Origin of the sequence: Enterococcus sp. DIV0176, from assembly GCF_050528535.1 — a bacterium.
Lineage (GTDB): Bacteria > Bacillota > Bacilli > Lactobacillales > Enterococcaceae > Enterococcus_B > Enterococcus_B thailandicus.
Map to the genome: position 1 here is coordinate 1125927 of NZ_CP172879.1, position 26134 is coordinate 1152060.

Genomic DNA, 26134 nt, shown 5'->3' on the forward strand with positions numbered 1-26134 from the left:
AAAAATGATTGGTTCAAAGAAAAATAACCTCTTTTGGATTTGTTTATTCTTATTACCCAGTTTGATTGGATTTTTGCTTTTTATTATTTATCCAGTCTTTTATTCATTAGGGGTGAGTTTTACGGACTGGGATTTAATTAATCCAATGAAATTTGTAGGATTAAAAAATTATCAAAATTTGCTCCATGATCCGAAATTTTGGAATTCTTTAAAGAATACTTTTCTCTTCATTCTGGGCTATCTTCCTTCAGTCATGATTATTGGTTTGATGGTAGCATTATTGTTGAATAGCAAACTGAAAATGAAAGCGGTATTTCGTGGTATCTATTTTTTGCCAGTTGTTACTTCATGGGTGGCTGTATCCTTAGTTTGGAAATGGTTGTTTAATCCCAAATTTGGTTTGATTAATTATTTTTTGTCATTGCTAAGTGTACAAGGTCCTAATTGGTTAAATGATCCGAAAACAGCTATGTTAGCAATTATCATTACCAGCGTGTGGAAGGATATCGGGTTTATCATGGTGCTTTATTTAGGAGGTTTGCAAAACATTTCGCCATCATTATATGAAGCGGCAGATATCGACGGGGCAGATCATTGGCATCAATTTTGGAAAATCACATTACCTATGTTGAAACCAACTACTTTTTTCGTTTCGATGATCTCATTAATCAATTCATTTCAAGTATTTGATCAAGTAAATATCATGACGGAAGGTGGACCAGGTGAAGCGACGACGGTCTTAGTACAAAATATTTACAATTCAGCTTTTAAATACTCAGAAATGGGGTATGCAGCAGCGATGTCTTGGGTACTCTTTTTAATTATCCTAGTCGTGTCAATCGGTCAAATGTGGGGAGAAAGGAGGATGACAAGATGAAAAAAGTCAATGTATGGATGATTCTAAAATATAGCATTATTTTGCTAGGATGTATCGTTATGATCTTACCCTTTTTGTGGATGGTTTCAACTTCATTAAAGGAGCGCGGGGCAACGATGGTCTTCCCACCTGAGTTTTTGCCTAGCAATCCACAACTACAAAATTACCAACAAGTAATCGAACGGTTTCCGATGCTAACGTTTATGAAAAATTCAATCATCGTTTCATTATTGACAACGATTGGTACGATTGTAGTGGCATCAATGGCAGCTTATGCGTTTGCACGTATGCGATTTAAAGGGAGAAACCTGTTGTTTTTGCTTTATTTGAGCACAATGATGATTCCTTCTCAAGTAATCATGATTCCACAATTTATTTTGTTGAAAAATTTGGGCTGGATTGATAGCTATCAAGGATTGATTTTACCAAATATTTTTGGTGTGTTTGGTGTTTTCTTGATGCGACAAGCATTTTTGACAATTCCAACTGAACTGGAGGAAGCAGCCTTTATGGATGGTGCAAATCATTGGACGGTCTTTATGAAAGTTGATTTGCCACTTGTTAAGCCGACGATTGCAACACTTTTTATTTTTACGTTTATGCAATCTTGGAACAATTATTTATGGCCATTGATTGTGACAAGCAGTCGTGAGATGGCGACTTTGCCGTTAGGATTATCGTTGTTGCAAGGTCGTTGGAGCACGAATTGGAACCTAGTCATGGCTGGTGTGGTTATTAGCGTGATACCAATTTTGGCAGTGTACTTATTTGCTCAGAAATACTTCATTCAGGGGATGACCATGAGTGGAATGAAAGAATAAAATTTGGGGGAGATAAAATGAATAAAAAAGTTTTATTGACAGTAGTAGCAGTAATCACAGCTTTATTTTTAAGTGCTTGTGGCAGTGGGAGCAGTTCGTCAAGTGAGAAAGAAACTGTCATCAAGTATTATAGTTTCTCGGCAACGCCTGATTATGAAGACCAGCTCAATGAAATGGTTTCTGAATTTGAGAAAGAAAATGAAGAAATAAAGGTTGATGTCGAGTTAATCCCCTATAAGGATTACTTTACAAAGTTACAGACACTGATGGCAGGGGACCAGACACCAGATGTTTTTGAATTAAATTATGAAAATTTTGTTTCTTATGCTGAAAAAGGTGCGCTATTAAATTTAGATGATTACATCAAAAAAGATACGGAATTTGATGCAAATGATTTAAATAAAGAGGCTTTTGAGGCATACAAGTACGATGGAAAGCAATACGGAATGGTAGAAAGTTTTTCTAACGTTGTTACTTTCTATAACAAGGAACTGTTCGATGAAGCTGATGTCAGCTATCCAACAAAAGAGTGGACATGGCAAGATGAAGTTGCAGCTGCAAAAAAATTAACGAATAGTAAAGGAAATATCTATGGTACTTATTCACCAGTGACAATGAACGAATTTTATAAAGTTGCTGCACAAAACGGTGGCAAATTAAAAGATGAAAATGGAAACTGGACCTTGAATGATTCTAAAAATGTCGAAGCATTAGAACACATGGTTAATAATGTTGTTCAAGAAAAAATCTCTCCTTCACCAGAAGAAATGTCAGGTCAAAATTCAGAAGATCTATTTTTAAATGGCCAATTAGCGATGGTACACACGGGTATTTGGATGTTTGGTCAATTCAAGGATGCAGATTTTGATTGGGATATTCAAGTTGAAGCAGGGAATACTCAAAAGGCAACACATTTCTTTGCGAATGGTTTGGCAGTTTCTAAAGATTCAAAACACGCAGAAGCGGCATATAAATTTACTCGTTTTATGAGTGCAAGTCCGGAAACTGCGAAAATTCGCATTGATAATGGTTGGGAGCTTCCGGCGATTACTGATGGCAAGATTTTGGCACCTTATCTAGAACAGACACCACCTGAAAATCGTCAAGCTGTGTTTGATTCATTGGATTATCTAATTTTACCGCCAGTAGATGCGGATTGGAGTAAAGTTAGCGATAGCGCAGATAAAGAGTTTCAAAAAGTGCTATTAGGGGAAGAATCTGCTAAAGAAGCGCTGGATAAATTGCAAACAGAATTCCAATAAGTAAACAAATTTTGAAGAAGAAAACTACTGATATCAAGAGTAGGAGAGGGATTATTCATGGAGCTAGAGCCAAAATTCGCTCAAATTTTAACGCATTACACGGATGTACTAAATCAGTCAGCTGATTTGAAAGCAATCGCTGATTTAAGTGGCGAACAAGAAAAGTTACCGATTGCAGCTGCGACAGTGTGGGTAAAAATGAAAGCAGAAGTACATCTTAATGATACTGATTTTGGAATTGTTAAACGAATTCAGCAAGACTGGGCAAAAGAAGTGACAAATGTTTTTGGTGAAGAGAGTGACAATTACACATCTAATTTAGCTATTTACTATATTACCTTGTCAGAAGTCAAAAATAAATATCACCAGAATGATTTACAAAAAGAAATAACTGAAATACGTGATTATATATTTGATCACTTGATTCGTCGTGGAACGCTGATCTCGTCAGTGAAACAAGCAACTCCTGCTGTTGATTTAGTACTGAGCGTCTTGCCATTTGGCCTTTTTGCGCCAGAAGATTTGATTATGGTAGCTGGAATGGAGGAATTGGTTTCCCGTAAAACGACGTGGTCGAAAGATGAGGCAGCTTTACTAGGTATTTATTTTACTGAAAAGTATGATTTTGTGAAGGCTGAAAACTATTTGATGCACGCAAAGGAACAAACGGACAAAAATGAAGTATTTGTAGACTTATTGGACACCTATCTTCGACAGAAAAAAGAAAGTTTATCAACCAGTCCCTTTATTCATAAGCCTTTAGGAAATGGAAATGTGTATGAAAAATTACCTTACGAGCGCACCCCACATTACCCAACAGTGGGAGAAACGTGTACGTTTGATGTTCAAGTAAATAGTAAGAATGTTACCCAAGTCTTTTTAACGATTGAAGGGCTTAACGAAAAAATTGTCTGTACACTAATTGATGACACATTACGAATTTATCAAGCACATGTCCAGATTCCTGAAACTTATTCTGGTGGCAGCTATTTCTTTACTGCAGAAAATCATCAAGTAGAAACCTCTGATTGTTATGAGTTAACGATTCAAAAAAATTGGGGATTCAATAAAATCGAGTTTATTGGTTCAAATCAAAATGAAAATGTTTATCTAACGAAGAATATGGAACAGTCTTTATTCTTAAAATTACAAGAGGATAAGTTGGCATTAAGTCAAATAGAACCACAGTTGGATTCTGTTCAATTGAAGGATTGCTTTGCCAGCATTAATGATAAAAATACGATTTGTTTACCGAACGAAAAAGAAAAATTATCTTTTTATTTTTCTGAAAATTGTTTAACTTTGCATGAACTGGCTGGAAAAGGAGCAAAGGGAGTAACGCTACGTCTGCAAGACCAGGCTAACTTATATTATGGTTTTGGCGAACGTTATAATTCAATCAACCAATTAGGAAATGAAATCGATTGTTTTGTTTACAATCAATATCGAGATCAAGGAACTCGAACCTATATGCCGATGCCTTATTATTTCACCAATGACGGTTATGGGTTATATTTCGCAACAGATTCTTATACTCGATTTGATTTAAAAAAGAATGACCCAAAAGAAATAACAATTTATGTTGAAACAAGTGAAGAAGAAAACCTAGCGGAAATCCATTTGCTACATGGTGAAATGAAAGAAATGATTGCACAATATATGACTTACACTGGAGAACCGGTCATGGTTCCTAGTTGGGCACTAGGCCCGTGGATGTCTAGCAATAATTGGGATCGGGAAAGCGTGGTTCGAAATGAACTTGAGCAAACGACTAGGTATGACATTCCTGCAACCGTAATCGTTTTAGAACAGTGGAGTGATGAAACAACCTATTATATGTTTAATGATGCACAGTACCCATTACTTCCTCCAGAACAAAGTTATTCATATGATCAGTTAACATTTCCTGCGTGGGGAAGATGGCCAGATCCGAAACGATTGATTGAAGATTGTCATAAAAATGGTCTGAAATTTATTCTTTGGCAAATACCAATTGAAAAATATTTGAATCAGCAAAAACATCCCCTAAAAGATCAAGACGAGGCATATATGATTGAAAAGGGATATGTTGTCAAAAATGCAGATGGTTCACCTTATCGGATTCCAGAAAATTGGTTTACAGATAGCTTATTATTGGATTTTACGAATGAGGAGGCGAAACGTTGGTGGTTTGAAAAACGTCAGTACCTGATTGACATTGGTGTAGATGGTTTCAAAACAGATGGCGGCGAAATGGTTTATGGTTCTGATCTTGTTTTTGCCGATGGTCGTACAGGAAGTCAAATGCGCAATCGCTATCCTAAAGAATACATCAAAGCTTATTATGATTTTGCGCAACAAAACCAAGGAATTACTTTTAGTCGCTCGGGCTATACAGGTGCGCACGCTTATCCGGCACATTGGGCGGGAGATGAACGTTCAACTTTTGATGCGTTTAAGCGACAATTGATTGCAGGAATCAATTCCGGGATGTCAGGTGTCATTTTTTGGGGCTGGGATTTAGCGGGATTCAATGGAGATATTCCCACGGCGGAGTTGTTTATGCGTTCTTCTTCAATGGCAGCGTTCTGCCCAATTATGCAATATCATGCAGAAAGTAAGGGGGAGTACAATCAAGATCGCACACCGTGGAATATTGCGGAGCGAACCAATAAACCAGAAGTGATTGAAGTGTATCGTTTCTTTGCGAATACACGAATGAATTTACTTCCGTATATTTATGACCAAGCCGTCAAATCAGTCACCAATAAAGTGCCATTGATGCGAGCGATGCAAATTGACTATCCATTAGAAAATTTTGAAGATTGCTATGATCAGTTCATGTTTGGAGAATCGCTATTGATTGCACCAATTGTTACAGAAGGTGCAACTTCAAGGCAAGTGACATTCCCTCGAGGAACATGGAGTGATTTCTGGACAAAAGAAAAAGTAACAGGCGGACAGACGATTATTGTTCATGCGGAAATGAATCAAATTCCAGTTTACGTGAAAGAAAATTCAGTCATTTTACTAAATTTAGGTGAGTCAAAAAGAATTGGTGAGTCAATTGGAAATGATTTGTCTAACTATACCAATGCAACATTACTAGTTACTGCTACAACAGATTTTAATCAGACAATTACAGATCATCTAGGTCATACTTTTGACTTGCACGTGAGTAAGGCTAACCAAAAAGTAACGATAAATAAAGAAATGCCAATGGATATTGAATTAATTTGTCTATAGGAGGAAATCATGAAAAAGGAATGGTGGCAAAATTCAGTCGTTTATCAAATTTATCCACGTAGTTTTCAAGATACAAATGGAGATGGAATTGGCGATTTACAAGGAATCATTCGGCGATTAGATTATTTAGAAAATTTAGGGATTGATGCTATCTGGCTTTCACCTGTTTATCAATCACCGAACGACGATAATGGGTACGACATCAGTAATTACGAAGAAATCATGAGTGAATTTGGCACGATGACGGATATGGAAGAATTGATTGCAAAAGGAAGAAAGAGAAATATCCGAATCATTATGGATTTGGTAGTCAATCATACCTCAGATGAACATGCTTGGTTTGTTGAAGCACGCAAGAGTCCAGAAAATCCTTATCGTGATTACTACATTTGGCGTGACCCTGTTGCCGGTCAGGTGCCTAATGAGCTGCGTTCTACTTTTAGTGGTTCTGCTTGGGAATTTGATGAGGCATCAGGACAATATTTCTTGCATTTATTTAGTAAAAAACAACCGGATTTAAACTGGGAAAATGAAAAAGTCCGTCAAGAAGTCTATGACATGATGAATTTTTGGATTGAGAAAGGCGTCGGCGGATTCCGAATGGACGTGATTGACTTGATAGGCAAACTTCCAGATCAAGAAATTACAGGAAATGGACCAAGACTTCATGAATATTTACAGGAAATGAATACTGAAACGTTTGGTGGAAAAGATCTCTTAACGGTTGGCGAAACATGGGGTGCCACGCCAGAAATTGCGAAGCGATATTCTGATCCAAAGCGAAATGAACTATCTATGGTTTTCCAATTTGAACATGTTGGCTTAGACCAACAAGCAGGAAAAGAAAAATGGGATTTAGCACCATTAGATTTAACCAAATTGAAGGAAGTATTGTCAAAATGGCAAACTTCTTTAGGAAACGAAGGATGGAATAGTTTATTTTGGAATAACCATGATTTGCCGCGAATCGTTTCAAGATGGGGAAACGACCAACAGTATCGAGTAGAGAGTGCCAAAATGTTTGCGATTCTTTTGCACATGATGAAAGGGACGCCGTATATTTATCAAGGAGAAGAAATTGGAATGACGAATTATCCGATTTCTGACATTTCAGAAGCAGAAGACATTGAAACCATCAATATGTATCATGAACGAATTGAAAAAGGCTATACCAAAGAAGAAATTATTCGGTCAATCAATACAAAAGGACGAGATAACGCACGTACCCCCATGCAATGGGACGACAGTCCAAACGGTGGGTTCACTACAGGAACACCATGGTTACATGTGAATCCAAACTATCAAGTGATCAATGTGGAACAAGCATTAACAGATTCGAGTTCGATTTTTTATACCTATCAGCAATTGATTGAGCTACGCAAACAAAATGAAATCGTTGTTTGGGGTGCGTATCGATTATTGGAAGACACACCAGAAAAAGTTTTTGCCTATACGCGTGAATTGGGCGCTGAAAAATGGTTAGTTGTTACGAATATTAGTGAAGAGTTGAATGAGTTCAGAATGCCGACTCCAGCAAAAGAAGTGCTCGTTGCTAATTATGAGCTAACAAGTGAATCATTAACCGGAGAGATCAACTTACGACCTTACGAAGCTTTTGCTGTACGACTATAATAAAAAAAGAGTATCTCTTTGGGATTTCCCAAAGAGATTTTTTCATGACTTTAGTCAGTCACAAATATTTTACGCACGAAACAAAAAGTCAAAAGCCTCTACACACAGCAAATTAACCTAACAAAATAAGCTGAAAAATAGAAGGAGGCGTAGTTGATGTCAGTTCAAGGTAAAAAAGAATGGACAAAAATTCCGAAAGCCCGTCAAGAGTTATTACTCAAGAATGTCTTTTGCAATCATTGTGGGGAGACAAGGATTCTTCGCTAAGAACCAAAAATTAGCAGGAGATTGCTCGTTCTTGAAGGCGGTTGTAAGTTATTGTGGTCCGTCAACAGCACGCGTAGTTGATTGATGTGCACTTCTTTTTTAGCCACGCCGAAAAAAAGAATGATTTTACTTGCTTTTTGTTGTATATTAAACAAGGAGAAAGTTGCTGCTGTTGCAGGATAAATAAAGGTGGAATTAAAATGAATTCAAAAGAAAAAATGTTAGAATTGATTAAAAAGAAACAAGGCGGAGGTAGATCAGAACAAAAAGATACACCTAAAAATGATCGCCGAAATATGCGTAAAGGACCAAAAATCTTTAATAAGTAATTGGTAAATGAAAAGGAGTTATGACAACTTAATTGTCATAACTCCTTTTTTGTATAAACAGATTGAAAACTTATTTCTTTAAAAAGCAAGTAGAATACGCTCAAAATTGGCGGAGTACTCGCCCAAGAATTTTCTTACTTCTCGATACGACTCATTGAGTCCAAATTTTTTTGAACGTTCCTAATAAAATTTGCGAAAATTTTTAGGTGTATAGCCTGTTTTCTTTTTAAACGTGTTAATAAATTGACTAGTAGAATCAAAACCAACTCGTTCGCCGACGAGTTGAATCGATAGATCAGGTTGATTGATTAGGAAGTTTTTTGCCTGACGAATGCGAAAGTCAATCAAGTACTGATAAGGACTTTTACCCATGAATTTTTTAAAAAGGCGACTAAAGTATTGAGGGGTGATGAATTGTTTTTGGGCGATTTGATCGATTGTTAGATGCTGTGCGTAATTTGCTTGAATCTCATTGAGACTTGGAAGAACATACTTTTGATATAATTCATCAATCTGCATGTTCTCTTGTGGTTGACTCAATTGGAGCAAAAACTGATAACACAAAACTGAAAGAGCCAAGTGATCGGTGTTCGCTTCAAAAGCAGCAATCATTTTTTCAATTTGGGTGGAGAACTGAAACTTCTCGGTGTCTTTTGCTAAAAGAAACTGTTCGTTTCCGACTAACAGATCTAAATGATTTTTTAAGTGCCCATCAAAAGTGACGAAATTCGTTTGCCAATCATCAGTTAGTGGATAGTAAGCATGGGGGACAAAAGGGGAAATCAATACGCCTTCGCCTGCTGCTAATGTCAATTTTTGTTTTTCAATCCAGATTTCTCCAGCCCCAGTTTCTGTTTGTAACCAATGGTATAAAGGATGTCCTTGTGTGCGTTGCAAACTTACTTGCTGCCAATTGGTTCCAATACTTTCGATGCTAATGGGTAATTGTCGAATCGACAAATTGAAATAAATGGTCAAAATGAATACCTCCTTGTTTCGGAATCTTATATTTTTTAGTTTAACATATTATACATTTGATTTGTGATGACGCTTACAATGAATATGAGAAGGAAAAGGAGGCAGTCATTAATGAAAAAAATAAAACGAATATTCTATGGTGGTGATTATAACCCTGAGCAGTGGGAGAAAAAGATTTGGCTCGAGGACATGGAAATCTTTAAGTCTGCAAAGATCAATTCTGCAACAATCAATGTGTTTTCATGGGCGAAAATCCAACCAAGTAAAGATGTTTATGATTTTGAACAATTAGATGAAATCATGAATCAATTGGCGAAAGAAAATATTGAAATCGTTCTAGGAACGTCAACTGCAGCATTGCCAGCTTGGTTATATAAAGAATATCCGGAAGTTGGTCGGGTCGATTTTGAAGGACGCCGCCATCGCTTTGGACAACGTCATAATGCTTGTCCGAATAGTCTTGTCTATCAGCACTTTTCAACGCGGTTAGCAGGTAAACTGGCAGAGAGATACAGCGACGTACCTCAATTAGCTGTTTGGCATATCAATAATGAATATGGGGGAATTTGCTATTGTGAAAATTGCGAGAAGGCTTTTCGGATTTGGCTAAAGAAAAAGTATCAAACAATCGAAGCTTTAAATACTGCTTGGAATTTAAAATTTTGGGGACATACTGTTTATGACTGGGATGAAATTGTGGTGCCCAATTGTTTAGGTGATGCAATGAATGAGGAAGAGACTGCTTTTGCGGGTTTGTCGGTTGATTATATGCGTTTTAATTCGGATAGTTTATTGGCTAATTTTAAAGCAGAGCGTGAAGCCATTCGACAATTTGATCAAGAAACACCAGTAACAACGAATTTGATGGGTACCTATAAAGGGTTAGATTATTTCAAATGGGCAAAAGAAATGGATCTTGTTTCTTGGGATAATTATCCTGCCTATAATACCCCTTGGAGTTCAGTAGCACTTGGTCATGATTTGATGCGAGGATTGAAAGATCAGTCGTTTATGCTTATGGAACAAACACCAAGTCAGCAAAATTGGCAACCGTATAATTCATTGAAAAAACCGGGAGAGTTGCGCGCTCAGAGTTATCAAGCGATTGCACACGGTGCAGACACAATTCAATATTTTCAGTTACGTCGAAGTATTGGCGGGTGTGAAAAGTTCCATGGGGCAGTGATTGAACACGCTGGAACAACGAATACACGAGTTTTTAGAGAAGTGGCAGAACTAGGGAATGAGTTGGAATCACTTGGAGATTTGCTGGTAGAAGCAACGTGTCCAGCGAAAGTAGCCATCTTATTTGATTGGGATAATTATTGGGCGTTGGAATATACAAGCGGGCCGAATCAAAATTTGAAATATGTTGAGCAGATTCAGCAAGTCTATGCTTATTTTTATCAGCAAAATATTCCGGTTGATTTGATTCCAATTGACCGTGATATTTCAAAGTACGAACTCATTTTAGCACCAGTACTCTACATGATAAAAGGAGAGATCGTTTCGCGACTTGAAGACTTTGTTCGTGCAGGTGGAACCTTCGTGACGACTTTTATGAGTGGAATTGTTGACCAGTCGGATAACGTTTTACTGGGTGGATATCCTGGGCCGTTGCGGAAACTAACAGGTATTTGGGTGGAAGAGCTGGATGCTTTAGCTCCTGAACAATCGAATCAAATTCAATTTGCAGATGGCGAAACTGGAACGGCAACCTTAGTGAGTGATTTGTTACATCTAGAAACAGCTGAAAGTCTGGGAAGTTACACGGATAATTTTTATGCAGGACAACCGTTTGCTACAAAGTGTTCCTTTGGAAAAGGACAAACTTATTATATTGGTACACAGTTAGATACGAATTCACTAGCCAAAGTGTTAAATGAGGCTTGTGCAAGTGCCAAGGTTGAATCAGTTGTTGCTGAAGAAACGGCGTTGGAAATCACTTATCGTGAAAAAGGAAGGCAAAAATTTTATTTTATCATTAATTTGTCAGATCAATCACAAAAATTACCAACAAAATTTATCGGTCAAAAAGACTTGTTAAAGCAAACATCTTTAGTAGCAGAGTATCTTGTAAAGGCATATGAAGTTTTGATAGTGAAAGAGTCACAATAACTTATTAATTGAATGGGTTGAATGAATAGTAACCAAGAATAGTAACTAAGATAACAGTTAAGTAAGGTAATAATTAAATAAAGTGATAACTAAAATAATAGCTAAATAGTAGCTACTATTTAGCTAGATGGGAGCAGAACATAATGACAAAACTAACAATTGCCATCCAAAACAAAGCAGGCGAACTTCGCACAGCAGCACGCGGTGAAGAACGAAAAGAGATGCCTTTAACCGATTCAGCGGAAAATCTCGTTCACCTTGCAATGAGAAATTTTAAGTATCAGGAAGGTGACAAAATTGTGGTTCAAGCGGATCAACCAGAAACCTATTTAATGGTTAAGCTAGATGAAACATTAGCTACTTCACTTATTTATTTATCAGGAAATAGCTGGAGCTATCCAATTTCATTTCTGCCTAACGTGCTAGCAGCGCGTCCTAAAGAGCGTTTTGCTGGAGAAAGTCATTATCTGAGTGCCCGAGTAGCGACTGCTGAAGAAATAACTATGTATCAAAATCTGGCATTGAATCCACATGATCAAAAGGTATTTACCGGAAGTTATCCCCACGCTGAGGCAAATGTCGAAACGAGAAACGACGCAACATTTTTTGCGTGCAATGCGATTGATGGTATTTACGCCAATCACTCACATGGTTCGTATCCTTTTCAATCTTGGGGCATCAATCAACAACAAGATGCGGCATTGACCATTCTATTTGGGCGCGAGGTGGAGTTGGATAAAGTAGTTTTTACTTGGCGAGCTGATTTTCCTCATGATAGTTATTGGACGCAGGTTTCTTTATGCTTTTCTGATGGGACAAAAGAAGTTTTTCAGACAACAAAGACAGCGAGACCACAGACGTTTGAATTCAACCAACGACGAGTCACAGCGATCACTTTTGAAGAACTAATTCAAGCAGATGACGATTCACCTTTTCCAGCATTAACTCAGATTGAGTGCTTTGGTCGAAACGTGAATATTGAGGAGAATTAAAAATGATTGAGACCTATTTACAAAGTATCCAAAAAGAAGCGAAGGCTTACGTGGCAACAGCGACCATTACACCTTTGCCACTTGATGGATATGTCTCCTACTTGGAAACCGGCAATCGACTAGTCTTTGAAACTGCTTATTTTGCCAGAAGGAGACAGTTGGCGATTTTGGCACTGGCATATATGACTACTCATGAGCAGGAAACGAAGAAGTTACTGGAGCAAGTGATTTGGGAAATCTGTAATGAATATACCTGGGCGTTGCCTGCGCATTTACCAGTGGAAAAAAATCCGTTTAAGCAATCATCTGTTTGGTGGATTGACTTGTTTGCTGCCGAAACAGCCCAAACCTTAGCCGAAATTATGGAATTAATAGGTGCAGAATTTACTTTACTGACACAAAATAGAATCAGAGAAGAAATCGACCACCGACTATTCCAACCATTTGAAGAAAATCATTGGGAATGGGAAGAGAAAAAGAACAATTGGAGCGGCGTCATTGGTGGATGCATTGGAATGGCTGCTCTATCTTTACTGGAAAAAAACAGTGTAAGGCAAGGAGCAATCCTTCAAAAAGTAGACCATAGTTTACAGTCTTATCTAAAAGGTTTTGCGTTAGATGGTGCGTGTGAAGAAGGTGTGGGGTATTGGAGTTATGGATTTGGTTATTACATTTATTTTGCGGAAAAACTAGCAGATATGTTAGGGGACGAAACCTATTTGAATTTGCCAAAAGTCAAAGAAATAGCTGCATTTCCGTATTATGTCGTTCGAAAAAATCAACAAGCCTTGCCATTTTCAGACTACAATTTTACTGAGTTGCCTAGTGGTTTACTTAGTTTTTGCCATCAGGTATTTCAAGTACCAATACCTGATGTAGTGAAGGTGAATGAGATTGATTTCGATCATTGCTATCGGTTTGCACAACTTTATCGTAATTTGATTTGGACGGAAAAAACGGAAGTTGAGCGACCAACTATTATGCATTATTTTTCAGATGTGGAATGGGGCATTTTTGAATCAGAAGCTCAAGACTTATTCTTCGCTGCCAAAGGAGGACACAACGAGGAAAGCCATAATCACATCGACTTGGGGCACTTTATTTTTGGAACACCAAATGAATTATTTTTAACGGATCTAGGGGCGGGAGAGTATACGAAAGATTACTTCGATGAAGAAAAGCGCTACCAGTATTTGGTAAATAATGCATCAGGTCATTCCTTGCCAATCATTAACGATTGCTGCCAACAAGCTGGTGCAGTGGCAGCCACAGCAACCAAATTTATTGATACGCCAAAAGGAAAACGCTTTTCACTTGATTTGACGAAGACTTATGAGCCAAGCGCAAATCTGAAACAATTTCAGCGAAGTTTAGTGTTGATTCCAGAAGAAAGCACGTTGGAATTACGTGATTATTTCAGGATGAAAAAAGCTGGAAATAAAATCATTGAAAGTTTTGTTACGACATATCCAGTTGAAAGGAACGGTCAAACAGTCAGCATCAAAGGACGCCAGACCTGTGAATTGATTTTTGGGGAGGAAGTAAAAAAAATTGACTGTCTGAAAAAAATGTACCACGACCATGAAGGAAACACTTGTCAGGCAACCTTGATTCAGACAACGTATACTATTTCAATGGAAGCAGAAGTGGTAGTCAAAATGAAGTTAGTCCACTAGCAATATTCCTTTAGAAAAAAACGCAAAAGAGAGTGGGATAAAACTAAAAATTCAACTGTCTTTAATCCATTTTTCAATTAAAAAAGCCTAAAATCAACGTTTTCAAAAACGAATTTTAGGCTTTTTTATTTAGGCAACTTTTGTCCCAGCTTTTTTTGCTCTATTTAATTTCTTGACTCTTTTCATTTATTTTAGGTGCAGCGGTTGATCCTCGAACGACTAATTCAGTACCCAAAAAGATTCGTTTGGCGATTGTGGGTGTCAAGATTCGTTCATGCAATGTGCTGATGCCGACCTCGCCCATTTCTTCGGTGTAGGCTTTGACAGTAGAAAGTGGTGGAGTGATATAGCGCGAAATAGAAATATCGTTGATGCCCATAACACTAATATCATCTGGTACAGAAATGTTTTGCGCCGTTAGCGTATGAATGATTCCAATTGCAAAGGCATCATTGGCAGCCAAGATTGCCGTTGGTAGGTCGGTCCCCCAGCTTTGCAAAGCTTGTTTGGTTAATTCTTCACTATTTTTCACATTCAATTGGCTATTTTCCTGCACGATAAAGTAAGACGCATCAAATAAGCCATAATGTTTCATCATACTTAAGTAAGTGAGGGTAGTAGGCGTCTTGTACTGACAATAGCCATGAAGATTTTGACTTTCTTCTGCTCCAATAAATGCAATTTTTTTATGGCCTAATTCAAGCAAATGATTGATTGCAATTTCTGTTGCTTGTGTGAAATCCGTATTGATGCAGTCATATTCTGATAGCGGAAAATTTGTTCCAATAACGCAAAGATTAGCAGCTAACTTGTTTAGTTCATCAATTTTTTCTTTTGTAAATTTTCCGATGGCTAAAACGCCGTCAACATTTTGAATATTACTCAAATCCGTTGGTGAAAAGTTCACGACATTGTAACCTAGTTCAACTGCTTTTTTTTCTGCACTCATACGGATTGATAGGTAATAAATGTCTTCGAGTTCCTCGTCATTTGAACGCCAAGTAATAAATCCGATAGAACCAGCTGAGCCTTCTAACTCTTCATGCAAAACGTTTCGCTGAGCGGCTGCTTTTGCTTGATTTTTCTTTTTATATTTTGTGTAATTCAATTTCTCTGCAACTTCAAAAATTTTTCTCTTCGTTTCTTCAGTAGCGGAGAGAGTTGCATCATAATTCAATACGCGTGAAACAGTTGAGATCGAAACCCCAGCTTCTTTTGCGATATCAGTAATCGTAGCCATGTGTTCCCTCCTAATTGATTGTCTTTATTTATAGTATAAGATTCGAAAAAGAAACACAAGAAAAAGTTTTCTTTTTTTTACCAAAAAACTATTGAAATTTTTAGTTATAAAAGGTAAAATTTAGTAAAATAATAGCTTTGATGAGGTAAAGGAGGTAAAAAGATAGGAAAATTTTTAATCTTTCTCCACATTTTAGTACTTATCGTGGTCTTTTCAGGTTGTGGAGGGAGTCAAGAAACCGCGCAGAACAATCAATTTACAAATGAAGTGACGCGTGAACTTAGGCAAAAAGCAAAGCGCTATACCGAACAAGAGTTGCAAAATACAGAAGTTCCTTTGCATGCGTTCATTCAATTAGAGGGAAAAATCATTCGCTCAGATGGAGGCAAAACCATTTTGCAAGGAGATCGTTTTATTTTGAGAAGTGGTTCAAGCAACTATCAAATATTTAATGAACAGAAAGAAACAATCTCAATTGGCGATCAAGTGACCGTATATGGTGAGTATTACGGTTTTATCAAAGGAATCATCATTGAAAAGGAGTAAAAGTATGGATTCTTTTTTAACAAAAGAAGAAATAAGTAATCAATTTGTAGCATTAGTTGAACCATTAGAACCATTTTTTAGTAAAAAAAATTTAGGACGATTAAAACTAGGCAGTCATGGAACAGTTTATACTGAATCAACTCGAGAAGTCGAAGCCTTCCTTCGACCACTTTGGGGATTGGGTCCGTTTTTGACTTCTGCAGAAGAGAACGTTTTGTTAGCAGAATACCTTCAAGGAATCACAGCAGGCACAAATCCTGACAGTCCATTTTATTGGGGAACAGTTACTGATTATGACCAGTTGATTGTTGAAATGGCATCATTGAGTTTATTTTTATTATTGAATAAAGAAAAAACGTGGGATCAATTAACAGAGAAAGAGCAAGCAAATCTGCATCAATGGTTGATTCAGGTAAATGAACGAGAAATCCCTCGAAATAATTGGCACTTTTTTCGTATTTTAGTCAATGTTGCGATGAAAAAGTGCAACATGTCATACTCGCAACAACAAATTGAAAGCGATTTTATGGTTGTGGAAGAATTTTATCAGAAAAATGGCTGGTACTGTGATGGAGAAGAAACACAATTTGATTATTATATTTCGTTTGCCATTCATTACTATAGTTTAGTTTATGCTCGCTTTATGGCAGAAGAAGATCCTGAACGTGTAGCAGTAATCAAAGAGCGTGCAACCCTTTTTGCCCAAACATTCAAGCATTGGTTTGATGCAAAAGGAGAAGCTATCCCATTTGGTCGAAGCTTGACGTATCGATTTGCGCAAGTTTCTTTCTTTAGTGCGTTAGTGTTTGCGGATGTGGAGGCGTTGCCGTGGGGAGAAATCAAAGGATTGATTAATCGCCATATGAAAAACTGGTGGGCACAAGAAATTTTTTCAACAGATGGATTATTAACGGTTGGCTATCATTATGAAAATCTTATTTTTGCCGAAGGTTATAACGGATTTGGCTCGCCTTATTGGGCATTGAAAAGTTTCTTGTTATTAGCTGTCCCAGCTGATCATCCTTATTGGCAAGCACAAGAACAACCACTTACGATTGACGAACGCTTTTTAGCTGTTCCAGAAAGTAAAAACTTTTATCAATACAATCGAGAGTTAACACATCTTCAAGCTTTTCCTGCGGGACAATTTGTTCAATTCCAAAATCATCCACATGCTAAATATAGTAAGTTCGTTTATTCAACAGTATTTGGTTTTAGTGTGCCTAAGCAAGATTATTGGTATTACGAAGGTGCTTACGACAATGTGTTAGCGTTGGCAAAAGATGGTCATTATTTCAGGTCGAAAGGTTTGGATACTCATTTTGCTATTTTGCCTGATCGAATTGTTCATGAATGGAATCCATGGAGTGATGTGTCCATTGTTTCAACCATTGTTCCGTTAGAAACGTGTCATGTTCGTATTCATGAAATTGAGACGAAAGAAGCATTAAGAGCTTATGATGGCGGATTTAGCGCACCCTACACGAGTGAGCTTCCAGTGGCAGAAGGGGGAGTAGCAGAGGTAGCTTCACCGATTGGGCTTTCGCGAATTGAAGGGCTTTTGGGATTTGAAGAGGCTGCTATTGTCAGAACCGAGCCGAATACGAATTTATTTTATCCACGAACGGCACTTCCACATGTAGTAGCAAACATTTCGCCAGGAAAAACAGTTTTAGTTTCACTTGTTGCCGGTTTGCTACCGGAAGAGCAAATGGAAAAACCAACAATTGAAATCAGTAATGAGCAAGTAAAAGTCCAACAAAATGAAAAAAGAATCGAAGTAGCTTTAGGCACTAGGAGGAAAGCATGGAAAAATTAGAGTGGTTGCAAGAAGAAATCGAGTTTGCTGTCAACAAAGTTCGCGAAAATCTCAAAACGTTTCAAGAAACAGTTCCACCAGCAGCAAGTGAAGGATTGGTCTATCCTGAAGAAGAAAATATCGATTGGACAGCCAGTTTTTGGGTTGGCATGTTGTTTTTGGCAAAAGAGCTGACGAATTCCACGGAATTTGATGCCACGATTGAAAAACAAATGGCTTCGTTCAAGCATCGATTAGAAAATAAAATTGAGTTAGAAACCCATGACATTGGTTTTTTATACAGTTTATCTGCCGTAGCGGATTATCAAGTCAACAAACATGAGGCATCAAAAAAACTGGCAATTCAAGCAGCAGATTTATTGATGGAACGCTATTCTCCAACTGCTCAAATCATTCAAGCTTGGGGAAACCTTAATGACCCAGCGCAACGTGGACGAATGATTATTGATTGTTTAATGAACTTACCTTTACTGTATTTTGCTTCTGAGCAAACAGGAGATGAATCCTACAAAAAAGCAGCTTATGCACATGCGAAGCAAACACAAAAATATATCGTTCGGCCAAACAATACGACGTTTCACACCTACTATTTTGATGTGAAAACAGGTGAACCAATTGAAGGCAAAACGCAACAAGGTTACTCCGATGATTCTTGTTGGGCGAGAGGACAGGCTTGGGGAATTTATGGCTTTACGCTAAGCTACAATCACACCGGCGATTATCAATTTTTAGAAACAGCGAAAGCGGTCGCTGACTATTTTATTAGCCAGTTACCAAAAGATCAAGTCGCTTATTGGGATTTATTATTCAATGATGGTAGTGGGCAAGAAAGAGATAGCTCCGCAGCGGCGATTGCTGTTTGCGGGCTGCTGGAATTAGCTAAACAATTACCTTTATCTGATCCAAAGCATGAAGAATACGAAGCGGTAGCAATCAAAATCATGCAAGCTTTAGCCCAAAAGTACACAAGTAAAAAGAGTGAACACTCAAATGGCCTGTTACTCGAAGGTGTTTATGATAAGAACTCCAATAAAGGGGTTAATGAATGTATGATTTGGGGCGATTACTATTATTTGGAAGCGCTAACTCGGTTGGCAAAAAGTTGGTACAGTGTTTGGTAATAAAAATATTTTTATTATAAAAATGGAGGAAATAAAATGAAGCGATGGAAAAAAGGAATCACTGCTGGTGTGTTACTAGGAACTTTAGGTTTGTTGGCTGCTTGTGGTGGTGGCGACAAAGCTAGCGCAAAAAATGGTGGTGATTCAGGCGATACAACTTTGACAGTCACAACTTGGAATTATGATACAACGCCAGAGTTCAATAAATTGTTTCGTGCATTTGAAGAAAAGAATCCTGGAGTCAAAGTCGAAGCAGTTGATATTGCATCAGATGATTATGATACGAAATTGACAACAATGCTTTCTAGTGGGGATACAACGGATATTTTAACGATGAAAAATCTACTTTCGTACTCGACTTACGCTTTACGTGACCAATTAGTTGATTTGACAGATCATATTGATGGACTAGAAACGGAACCTGCGAAGGAAAGCTATGAAATGTATGAGATTGATGGGAAAAATTATGCGCAACCTTATCGTACAGACTTTTGGGTACTTTACTATAACAAGAAAATGTTTGACGAAGCAGGTCTTGAATATCCGAACAACTTAACCTGGGAAGAATATGAAGCACTTGCAAAACAATTATCGAAACCAGATGAACAAATTTATGGTGCTTATCAGCATACTTGGCGCTCAACTTTGCAAGCAATCTCAGCTGCTCAAAATGATAAAAACTTAGCAAAACCAGATTATAAATTTTTAGTCGATGATTACAAACGGATGTTGCGTATGCAAGATGAAAAAGCACAGATGGATTTTGGTACTGCAAAATCAACAAACGTCACTTATCAGTCACAATTTGAAAACGAAAAAGCTGCCATGATGTATATGGGTACTTGGTATATGGGCGCATTGTTAACAAATCTTGATGAAGGAAAAACAGACGTTGAATGGGGCATTGCTGAGATTCCACAAAAAGAAAAAGGAGAAGCAATCAAAACATTTGGTTCACCAACTGCTTTTGCCATCAACAAAAATTCAAAACAACAAGAATTAGCACAAAAATTCCTTGATTTTTGTTCCGGAGAAGAAGGCGCTGAAATCCTTGCGGGCGTAGGTGTCGTTCCTTCTTATCGAACAGACGAAATCAATAAATTATACTTTGGTCGTGAAGGAATGCCAACAGATGAAGTTTCTCAAAAAGCATTCGATCCAGAAAAAATCGCAATTGAATTCCCAATTGATGAAAATGGACCAGCCATTGATAAAATTCTTCAAGAAGAACATGAATTGATCCTAGTTGGAGATGTTACACCAGAAAAAGCGGTTGGGGAAATGAAAAAACGTGTCGAACAAGAAATTGAATAAAGGCTTCATTTGATAACTGAAAACAGAGATGCGTCAAAAATGGCGCATCTCTTAGATAAAAAGGGGGAAAGGTTAAAAAGTTATTGCTTTTTAACAATCAGATATGGAAAATAAAGCAAATCCTGTCTCAAAGCTAAAAAGAAAAAATACTTTGATCGCGTGGTCATTCATTGCACCAAATTTTATTGGTTTTCTGTTATTTACGCTGATACCAGTTGTATTTTCGTTGATTCTCGCATTCATGAAGTGGGATTCATTCAGCACGCCAGAATTCATTGGATTGAAAAATTTTTCAAAAATGATGACGGACGAAACTTTTTGGATCTCATTGAAAAATACTTTTTTGTATACGATTGGCGTGGTTCCGCTAACATTGGTTTGTTCGTTAGGACTGGCAATCTTATTAAATCAAAAAATTCGTGGAGTGAAGTTTTTTAGAACAGCCTTCTTCTTTCCTTATGTGACGTCTTTGGTTGCAATCGCAGTTGTTTGGAATATGCTCTTTCATCCAACAATGGGACCAATCAATCAATTTTTAAAACTATTTATTGCGAATCCTCCGGGTTGGGTATCTAGTTCACAGTGGGCACTAACAGCAATTATTATCGTGAGTGTTTGGCGTGGAATGGGCTATTATATGATTTTGTATTTGGCTGGATTGCAAAGTATTTCAAAAGAACTTTATGAAGCTGCCGCGATGGATGGTGCGAATAAATGGAAACAATTTGTCAATATCACTGTTCCTGCACTAAGACCGACAACCTTTTTTGTAACGATCATGTTAGTCATTAATTGCTTCAAGATTTTTGATTTGGTGCAAGTAATGACGGATGGTGGGCCTGGTAGAGCGACGAATGTTTTGGTTTACCACGTTTATAATGAAGCGTTTGTCAAATTTAATTTCGGTTATGCTTCTGCAATTGCGATGATTCTATTTGTGATTGTCTTAGCGATTACAGTGATTCAGTTCAAATGGAATCAAGTCCAAGAACGAGTTTAAGGAGGGGAATCATGAAAACGACAACTGTGACAGGAACCAAAGAAAAACAAACAACTAGCCATTTACTGGTGATTTGTTTATTAACGATTTTAGCTTTGCTGACATTAGTGCCATTTATCTGGATGCTCTCCGCTTCTTTCAAAGCAAATAATGACGTATTCACTGTTCCGATCCAATGGATACCGAAAACTTGGCATCCAGAAAACTATTCAGTGATTTGGACAAGAATTCCGTTATTAACTTTTTTTAAAAACACTGCAATTTTAAGTATTGTTATTACATTAATCCAACTATTTACGTCAAGTTTTGCTGCGTATGGTTTTTCTAAACTACAATTTAAAGGTCGTGACTTTTTGTTTTTGGCCTATATAGGGACAATCGCTGTTCCTTGGCAATCCTATATGATTCCCCAATTTATCATGATGAGACAATTAGGATTGACAGATAAGCTGCTTTCTTTGATTTTGTTACAAGCGTTTAACGCATTCGGGGTATTTTTATTAAAACAGTATTATAGTAGTATCCCTGATTCTTTGTGTGAAAGTGCTCGAATTGATGGCTTGACTGAGTGGGGGATTTATCGAAAAATCATTTTACCGTTAACCAAACCGGCACTAGCTAGTCTGACGATTATCACCTTTGTTAACACTTGGAATGACTATATGGGACCATTCATTTATCTTTCTTCAACTGAAAACAAAACAATTCAATTGGGACTGAAAATGTTTGTTGGTTTGTTTGATGCCGAGTATGCATTGATTATGGCAGCGTCTGTGCTATCTATTTTGCCAGTGGCAATCGTCTTCTTGGCGATGCAAAAATATTTTGTAGAAGGAATTGCTTCTTCTGGCGTGAAAGGCTGATGAATAAATGAGTCGTTAGATCGGAGTGATGTGAATGTTTAAGCAACAGAGTTTTGAAACGAATATTTATATGAAGTTATTTCATTGGGCCTATCTTTTTCTTGCAGGAAATTTGAGCTTTATGCTTGTCAGTTTTCCATTCTTTTTAGTTACCATCACTTCAGCAATTGATGTGAGGAACCTCTTCTTCTTTTTAGGGGCTTCTGTCTTCTTTCTGCCAGCAGCATTGGCTTTGATGGCTTGGATCAATAAGTGGCGAGAGGAAAAAGAAGTTGCACCATTCAAAGACTACTTTCATTTTTATTTTCTGTTTTGGAAAAAAAGTTTTTTATTAGGGAGCGTCGGGTGGTTAGGGTGTTTGATTGTTGGTGGTGATATTCTGTTTTTAAGCCAAGTAACATATGGTAGATGGCTTGTTCCATTTCTGTTTCTTTTATTGATTCTACTTGTAGCCATTCAGTTAAACAGTTATTATTTTCAGGTAAAGAATCCCGAAGCATCTGTAACGGTGCTTCTCAAAGTGGCTACATATGTGGCGTTGAAGAAATGGTACATCAGCTTATTGAATGCTGTGCTGGTTGGAATTGTGCCAATCATGATGATCTTGAAACCACAATTTGGGTTTACACTCTTTCCAGTCTTCTTCTTTGGACTAATCTATTTGAATTGTGGGCGGCATTATCGTGGGATTCTGTAGGTGAAACTGGTGATGCCAGTCATTTTTTAGAACGAATGATAATTATTTAATAGAGATTGGAACGAAGATTTGTTTCAGTCTCTATTTTGTTGACTAAATGAATCAGCTTCTTTCCTAAGTAAAAGAGTCATTTTATTGATTTTTGACAACTCATTACGAAAAAATAAAATTTTGGAAAAATCCTAGAATCTTTCTGACATTTTAGTAGAAGTATGCTATTTTAAAAAGGAAGTAAAGGAGGAGAAAAATGAATTTTTTAGTTGTTTTAAAAGATGAATCAGTTGAACGTTCAACTTTTATTTATGTTCAATTAAATGAAGAAAAAACGTTGCTGCATTTTTCACCAGAATTCCATTTAGAGGGATTAACCTTAGGGGAAGTTTATCGAACGAAAGGCACGTCAGGTATCCTAGCTTTTTTTGAAAAGGAACTTGATCTACCGGTCAAAGAGTCTATCGAAATCTCATTAACAGAGTGGGATCGAGTAACCACGGATTTATTTCCAACAGGTCTTGACGTGGAAATTGAGGAAGGTACCGTGCATTTAAGTACAGCTGAATTGCAACATCAGATGCGTTATCGAGTCGATGAGGAAGATTCTTTTTCGATTTTTAAACGACAACAGAAGATTTTAAAAAGTTTTTTAAAACCGCTTAGCAGAAAAAGGAACCTTTTGAAAACCACACAACTTTTGAAAAAGTATCCTAATCTGATACATACATCTATTCAATTTCCGCAGATTTTATCACTGGTTCATCGTTATTTGCAAGTTCAACAAGTACCATCGCGAAAACTTTCATTACCTTTAGCAGACACGTTTCGGGTAGTCAAACGAGCTGAAGAGAAAAAAGTAATCGTAATCGATTTTACAAAAAATCGAAATATGCTACATCAAATAACTATGGGAAAAGCCAATTAGGGCTTTTCCTTTTGCACTTTTTATTCTATTAAATAGTCAATGGAGGAAAAAATGGCTCAAGTTTGGTTACAACGAATGATTAAAATGTATCAAAAATATCAACAACTAATGAAAGGAAGATATGCAAAATTTGATGAACTGAATCGCTTTTTATTAATCTTGTCGCTTTTGTTTAGTCTATTTAGTCGCTGGTTGCCTTATGAATCTGGCAGATTATTCTCGTTAGTGTTTTTAGGACTTTTGCTTTATCGCTTCTTATCAACTAAAATCTATCCAAGATTGAATGAAAATCAGCGCTTTTTAAAAAAATGGCAAATGGTACGCAACTTTTTTCAAACAGTCACTAAAAGAAAAACAAAGACAAATAAGAAAACGGCTTACCAAACGTATACGTTTTTTTCTTGTCCAAATTGCCAACAAAAACAACGTGCTCCGCAAGGCCGTGGAAAGATTCGAGTAACATGCAAAAAGTGTGGTACACGATTTGAAACAAACGTATAGGAAGTGAAAATAATGAAAATGGTTTTGTTACGTCACGGTGAGAGTGAAGCGAATTTCATGAATTATTGGACGGGTTGGTTAGATGTGGCATTGACTGCGAAAGGTATGCAACAAGCGAGCCAAGCTGGGAATAAAATGAAAGAAGCTGGTTTAGAATTTGATGCTGTCTACACTTCAGTTTTGAAACGGGCAATTAAAACATCTCAATTCGCTTTAGAGGAAATGGGGCAATTGTGGATTCCGATTACCAAAACCTGGCGCTTAAATGAACGTCATTATGGTGAACTAGTTGGAAAAAATAAAGATGAAATGAAAGACATCTACGGGGCAGAACAAGTCAAAATTTGGCGTCGTGCTTATCGTGAAGTCCCGCCACTTGCCAAGGAAAATCAATTTGATCGAAGGTATGATTTTTTAGATCCTCGTTTGGTTTCCCGTGGAGAAAGCCTAGAAATGACGGTTAAACGTCTAATCCCGTTATGGGAAGATTCGCTTGCACCTAGACTTCGTGAGCAACAAAACCTCTTAGTTGTCGGACACGGAAACAGTGTGCGTGCGTTAACGAAATACTTGGAGGATGTGCCAGAAGATTTAATGGATACGATTGATATTCCAAATGCACAACCAATCCAATATACATTTGACGAGCAACTAACAATCATTGATAAAAAGATTTTATAAAAACTTTGAGTGACTTGTATGGAAAAAGGAGCAGGAACTTTGATAAAGAATTTTATTTGGGATTTTGATGGTACATTATTCGATACGTATCCGGCAATGGTTGATGGAGCGTGGCGTGCCTTACAGGATTTTGGGATTGCAGCGGATAAAAAGGAAATTTATTTTGTGATGAAAAAATACTCGACAAGTCAATTACGGCAAAACTATCAGTTGTCAGAGGAGAAATTCACGCCGTTATTTCATCAGTACGAAACAAAAAGTCGAAAAGTGTCAGCACCATTTCAAGACACAAAGACAGTTCTAGAAAACTTGAAGGCGCGTGGCGGACGACACTTTATCCTAACGCACCGCTTAACTGATTCGACTTGGAGGCTTTTAAAAGACTTTGGCTTAGACGAGTTAATTGAATCGGTCGTTGGAATAGACCAAGAATTCCCTAGGAAACCAGATCCATCTTCCTTAAATGCGATCATTCAAAATTTTCACTTACAAAAAGTGGAATCAATGATGATTGGTGATCGCCGTTTAGATATTGAAGCAGGGAATAACGCGGGAATTGCAACTTGTTTATATGACATTGATTATTTTTTAGGTGATATTCCCGCAACTTATGTTGTGAATGAACTGAAGCAAATCATTGAGTTGCCAGAGATTATTTAAAATATTGTCCGCTTTCAATTTTCATATGCTATAATTTTTATAGAGGAGTGATGATATGGAAATTAGAAGACAAAAAGAAGTTGTTGAGGCTTTTCACTATGACCAAAAGCCTAAAGATCAAGAAATCCAAACTGACTTAAAAGTTGGTTTTTCGCCGTTGAATGAAACGATTGAAAATTATCCAGAAGAACACAGTATTGTGGGTGCTCGTTTAGAGTTTCGCTTAGTATTCGACCAATATGTACTATCTGGAAGTGTTAGTCAAATCAACCACATTTTGAATCGTAAAGTTCAGGGACAGGCAGATGTGACACAAGAAGAAGTGGATGAGTTAGTCGCTCCTTTGTTTGACATTGTTAGTCGAATGGCATATGAAATTACAGAAATTGCTTTAGATGAACCAGGTGTCAAATTAAATTTTCAATCAGAAAAAGAAGCATAAAAAAGAGTAGTGGTGATAGTTTAAAGCTATCGCTACTACTCTTTTTCTATTACTAAATGTAAGCAAAATGAATGCCATTTGGCAAAAAATGAGCTAGAATGAACAAGTCACTGAAAAAATACAAATTTTTTTCAGGGGAATAGTTGAAGAATTA

Annotated in this window: 23 protein-coding genes; 21 read left to right on the plus strand and 2 right to left on the minus strand. The window is 37.2% G+C overall.

Features of this window, described 5'->3' with window-relative positions; all coding sequences use genetic code 11:
- Positions 1-4: 4 nt before the first annotated feature.
- The 6 genes from IGJ66_RS05340 to IGJ66_RS05365 all read left to right on the plus strand — a co-directional run bounded on the left by IGJ66_RS05340 (position 5) and on the right by IGJ66_RS05365 (position 8413).
- Positions 5-877 carry a carbohydrate ABC transporter permease gene (locus tag IGJ66_RS05340; protein WP_067484408.1) on the plus strand — a complete coding sequence of 291 codons (873 nt, stop codon included), beginning with the start codon at positions 5-7 and terminating at the stop codon, positions 875-877.
- Complete coding sequence (locus tag IGJ66_RS05345; RefSeq protein WP_067484411.1) at positions 874-1698, plus strand: carbohydrate ABC transporter permease; 825 nt, start codon at positions 874-876, stop codon at positions 1696-1698. Before IGJ66_RS05340 ends, IGJ66_RS05345 begins: the two co-directional genes overlap by 4 nt.
- A 17-nt stretch (positions 1699-1715) precedes the next feature.
- On the plus strand, positions 1716-2960 hold the full coding sequence (locus IGJ66_RS05350; protein ID WP_430616929.1) for an ABC transporter substrate-binding protein: 1245 nt from the start codon (positions 1716-1718) through the stop codon (positions 2958-2960).
- Between the two features lie 57 nt (positions 2961-3017).
- Positions 3018-6185 (plus strand): TIM-barrel domain-containing protein, encoded by a 3168-nt coding sequence (locus IGJ66_RS05355; protein WP_430616930.1) that lies wholly within the window; start codon positions 3018-3020, stop codon positions 6183-6185.
- A gap of 9 nt (positions 6186-6194) precedes the next feature.
- Entirely contained in the window at positions 6195-7817 is a 1623-nt protein-coding gene (locus tag IGJ66_RS05360; protein ID WP_430616931.1) for a glycoside hydrolase family 13 protein, read from the plus strand.
- A 467-nt stretch (positions 7818-8284) separates the two neighbouring features.
- A complete protein-coding gene (locus IGJ66_RS05365) occupies positions 8285-8413 on the plus strand; it encodes a hypothetical protein (protein ID WP_067481724.1) in 129 nt (42 codons plus the stop codon).
- A gap of 180 nt (positions 8414-8593) precedes the next feature.
- On the opposite strand, the gene IGJ66_RS05370 is transcribed toward IGJ66_RS05365, so the two are convergent.
- The gene (locus IGJ66_RS05370) at positions 8594-9391 is read right to left on the minus strand and encodes an AraC family transcriptional regulator (RefSeq protein WP_071868466.1); all 798 of its coding nucleotides are present in this window, start codon (positions 9389-9391) and stop codon (positions 8594-8596) included.
- A 111-nt stretch (positions 9392-9502) separates the two neighbouring features.
- On the opposite strand from IGJ66_RS05370, the gene IGJ66_RS05375 reads away from it, so the two are divergent.
- From IGJ66_RS05375 to IGJ66_RS05385, 3 genes are all read left to right on the plus strand, one after another.
- Positions 9503-11509 carry a beta-galactosidase gene (locus tag IGJ66_RS05375; protein WP_430616932.1) on the plus strand — a complete coding sequence of 669 codons (2007 nt, stop codon included), beginning with the start codon at positions 9503-9505 and terminating at the stop codon, positions 11507-11509.
- Positions 11510-11652: 143 nt separating this feature from the next.
- Positions 11653-12501: a hypothetical protein gene (locus IGJ66_RS05380; RefSeq protein ID WP_430616933.1), complete on the plus strand. Its 849-nt coding sequence runs from the start codon at positions 11653-11655 to the stop codon at positions 12499-12501.
- 2 nt (positions 12502-12503) lie between these two features.
- Positions 12504-14177, plus strand: coding sequence for a hypothetical protein (locus IGJ66_RS05385; protein ID WP_430616934.1), 1674 nt, complete (start codon positions 12504-12506; stop codon positions 14175-14177).
- Positions 14178-14337: 160 nt separating this feature from the next.
- On the opposite strand, the gene IGJ66_RS05390 is transcribed toward IGJ66_RS05385, so the two are convergent.
- Positions 14338-15417, minus strand: a complete 1080-nt coding sequence (locus IGJ66_RS05390; RefSeq protein ID WP_430616935.1) for a LacI family DNA-binding transcriptional regulator — start codon at positions 15415-15417, stop codon at positions 14338-14340.
- A 204-nt stretch (positions 15418-15621) separates the two neighbouring features.
- Between IGJ66_RS05390 and IGJ66_RS05395 the strand changes: the two genes are divergently transcribed.
- The 12 genes from IGJ66_RS05395 to IGJ66_RS05450 all read left to right on the plus strand — a co-directional run bounded on the left by IGJ66_RS05395 (position 15622) and on the right by IGJ66_RS05450 (position 25980).
- A complete protein-coding gene (locus IGJ66_RS05395) occupies positions 15622-15963 on the plus strand; it encodes a hypothetical protein (RefSeq protein ID WP_095803558.1) in 342 nt (113 codons plus the stop codon).
- Between the two features lie 4 nt (positions 15964-15967).
- Positions 15968-17782 carry a DUF2264 domain-containing protein gene (locus tag IGJ66_RS05400; protein WP_430616936.1) on the plus strand — a complete coding sequence of 605 codons (1815 nt, stop codon included), beginning with the start codon at positions 15968-15970 and terminating at the stop codon, positions 17780-17782.
- A complete protein-coding gene (locus IGJ66_RS05405) occupies positions 17770-18903 on the plus strand; it encodes a glycoside hydrolase family 88 protein (protein WP_270660313.1) in 1134 nt (377 codons plus the stop codon). Before IGJ66_RS05400 ends, IGJ66_RS05405 begins: the two co-directional genes overlap by 13 nt.
- 36 nt (positions 18904-18939) lie before the next feature.
- Positions 18940-20217: an ABC transporter substrate-binding protein gene (locus tag IGJ66_RS05410; RefSeq protein WP_430616937.1), complete on the plus strand. Its 1278-nt coding sequence runs from the start codon at positions 18940-18942 to the stop codon at positions 20215-20217.
- A gap of 103 nt (positions 20218-20320) precedes the next feature.
- On the plus strand, positions 20321-21217 hold the full coding sequence (locus tag IGJ66_RS05415; protein ID WP_067481743.1) for a carbohydrate ABC transporter permease: 897 nt from the start codon (positions 20321-20323) through the stop codon (positions 21215-21217).
- Positions 21218-21339: 122 nt separating this feature from the next.
- Positions 21340-22080, plus strand: a complete 741-nt coding sequence (locus tag IGJ66_RS05420) for a carbohydrate ABC transporter permease (protein WP_370629930.1) — start codon at positions 21340-21342, stop codon at positions 22078-22080.
- 34 nt (positions 22081-22114) lie between these two features.
- Positions 22115-22777, plus strand: coding sequence for a DUF624 domain-containing protein (locus IGJ66_RS05425; RefSeq protein ID WP_067481747.1), 663 nt, complete (start codon positions 22115-22117; stop codon positions 22775-22777).
- 247 nt (positions 22778-23024) lie between these two features.
- Entirely contained in the window at positions 23025-23696 is a 672-nt protein-coding gene (locus IGJ66_RS05430; protein WP_071868457.1) for a hypothetical protein, read from the plus strand.
- Positions 23697-23747: 51 nt separating this feature from the next.
- Entirely contained in the window at positions 23748-24197 is a 450-nt protein-coding gene (locus IGJ66_RS05435; protein ID WP_067481752.1) for a hypothetical protein, read from the plus strand.
- Between the two features lie 12 nt (positions 24198-24209).
- Positions 24210-24878, plus strand: coding sequence for a 2,3-bisphosphoglycerate-dependent phosphoglycerate mutase (locus tag IGJ66_RS05440; protein WP_071868456.1), 669 nt, complete (start codon positions 24210-24212; stop codon positions 24876-24878).
- 42 nt (positions 24879-24920) lie between these two features.
- The gene (locus tag IGJ66_RS05445) at positions 24921-25538 is read left to right on the plus strand and encodes an HAD-IA family hydrolase (protein WP_430617018.1); all 618 of its coding nucleotides are present in this window, start codon (positions 24921-24923) and stop codon (positions 25536-25538) included.
- A 55-nt stretch (positions 25539-25593) separates the two neighbouring features.
- Positions 25594-25980: a DUF1149 family protein gene (locus IGJ66_RS05450; RefSeq protein ID WP_067481756.1), complete on the plus strand. Its 387-nt coding sequence runs from the start codon at positions 25594-25596 to the stop codon at positions 25978-25980.
- Positions 25981-26134: the final 154 nt, after the last annotated feature.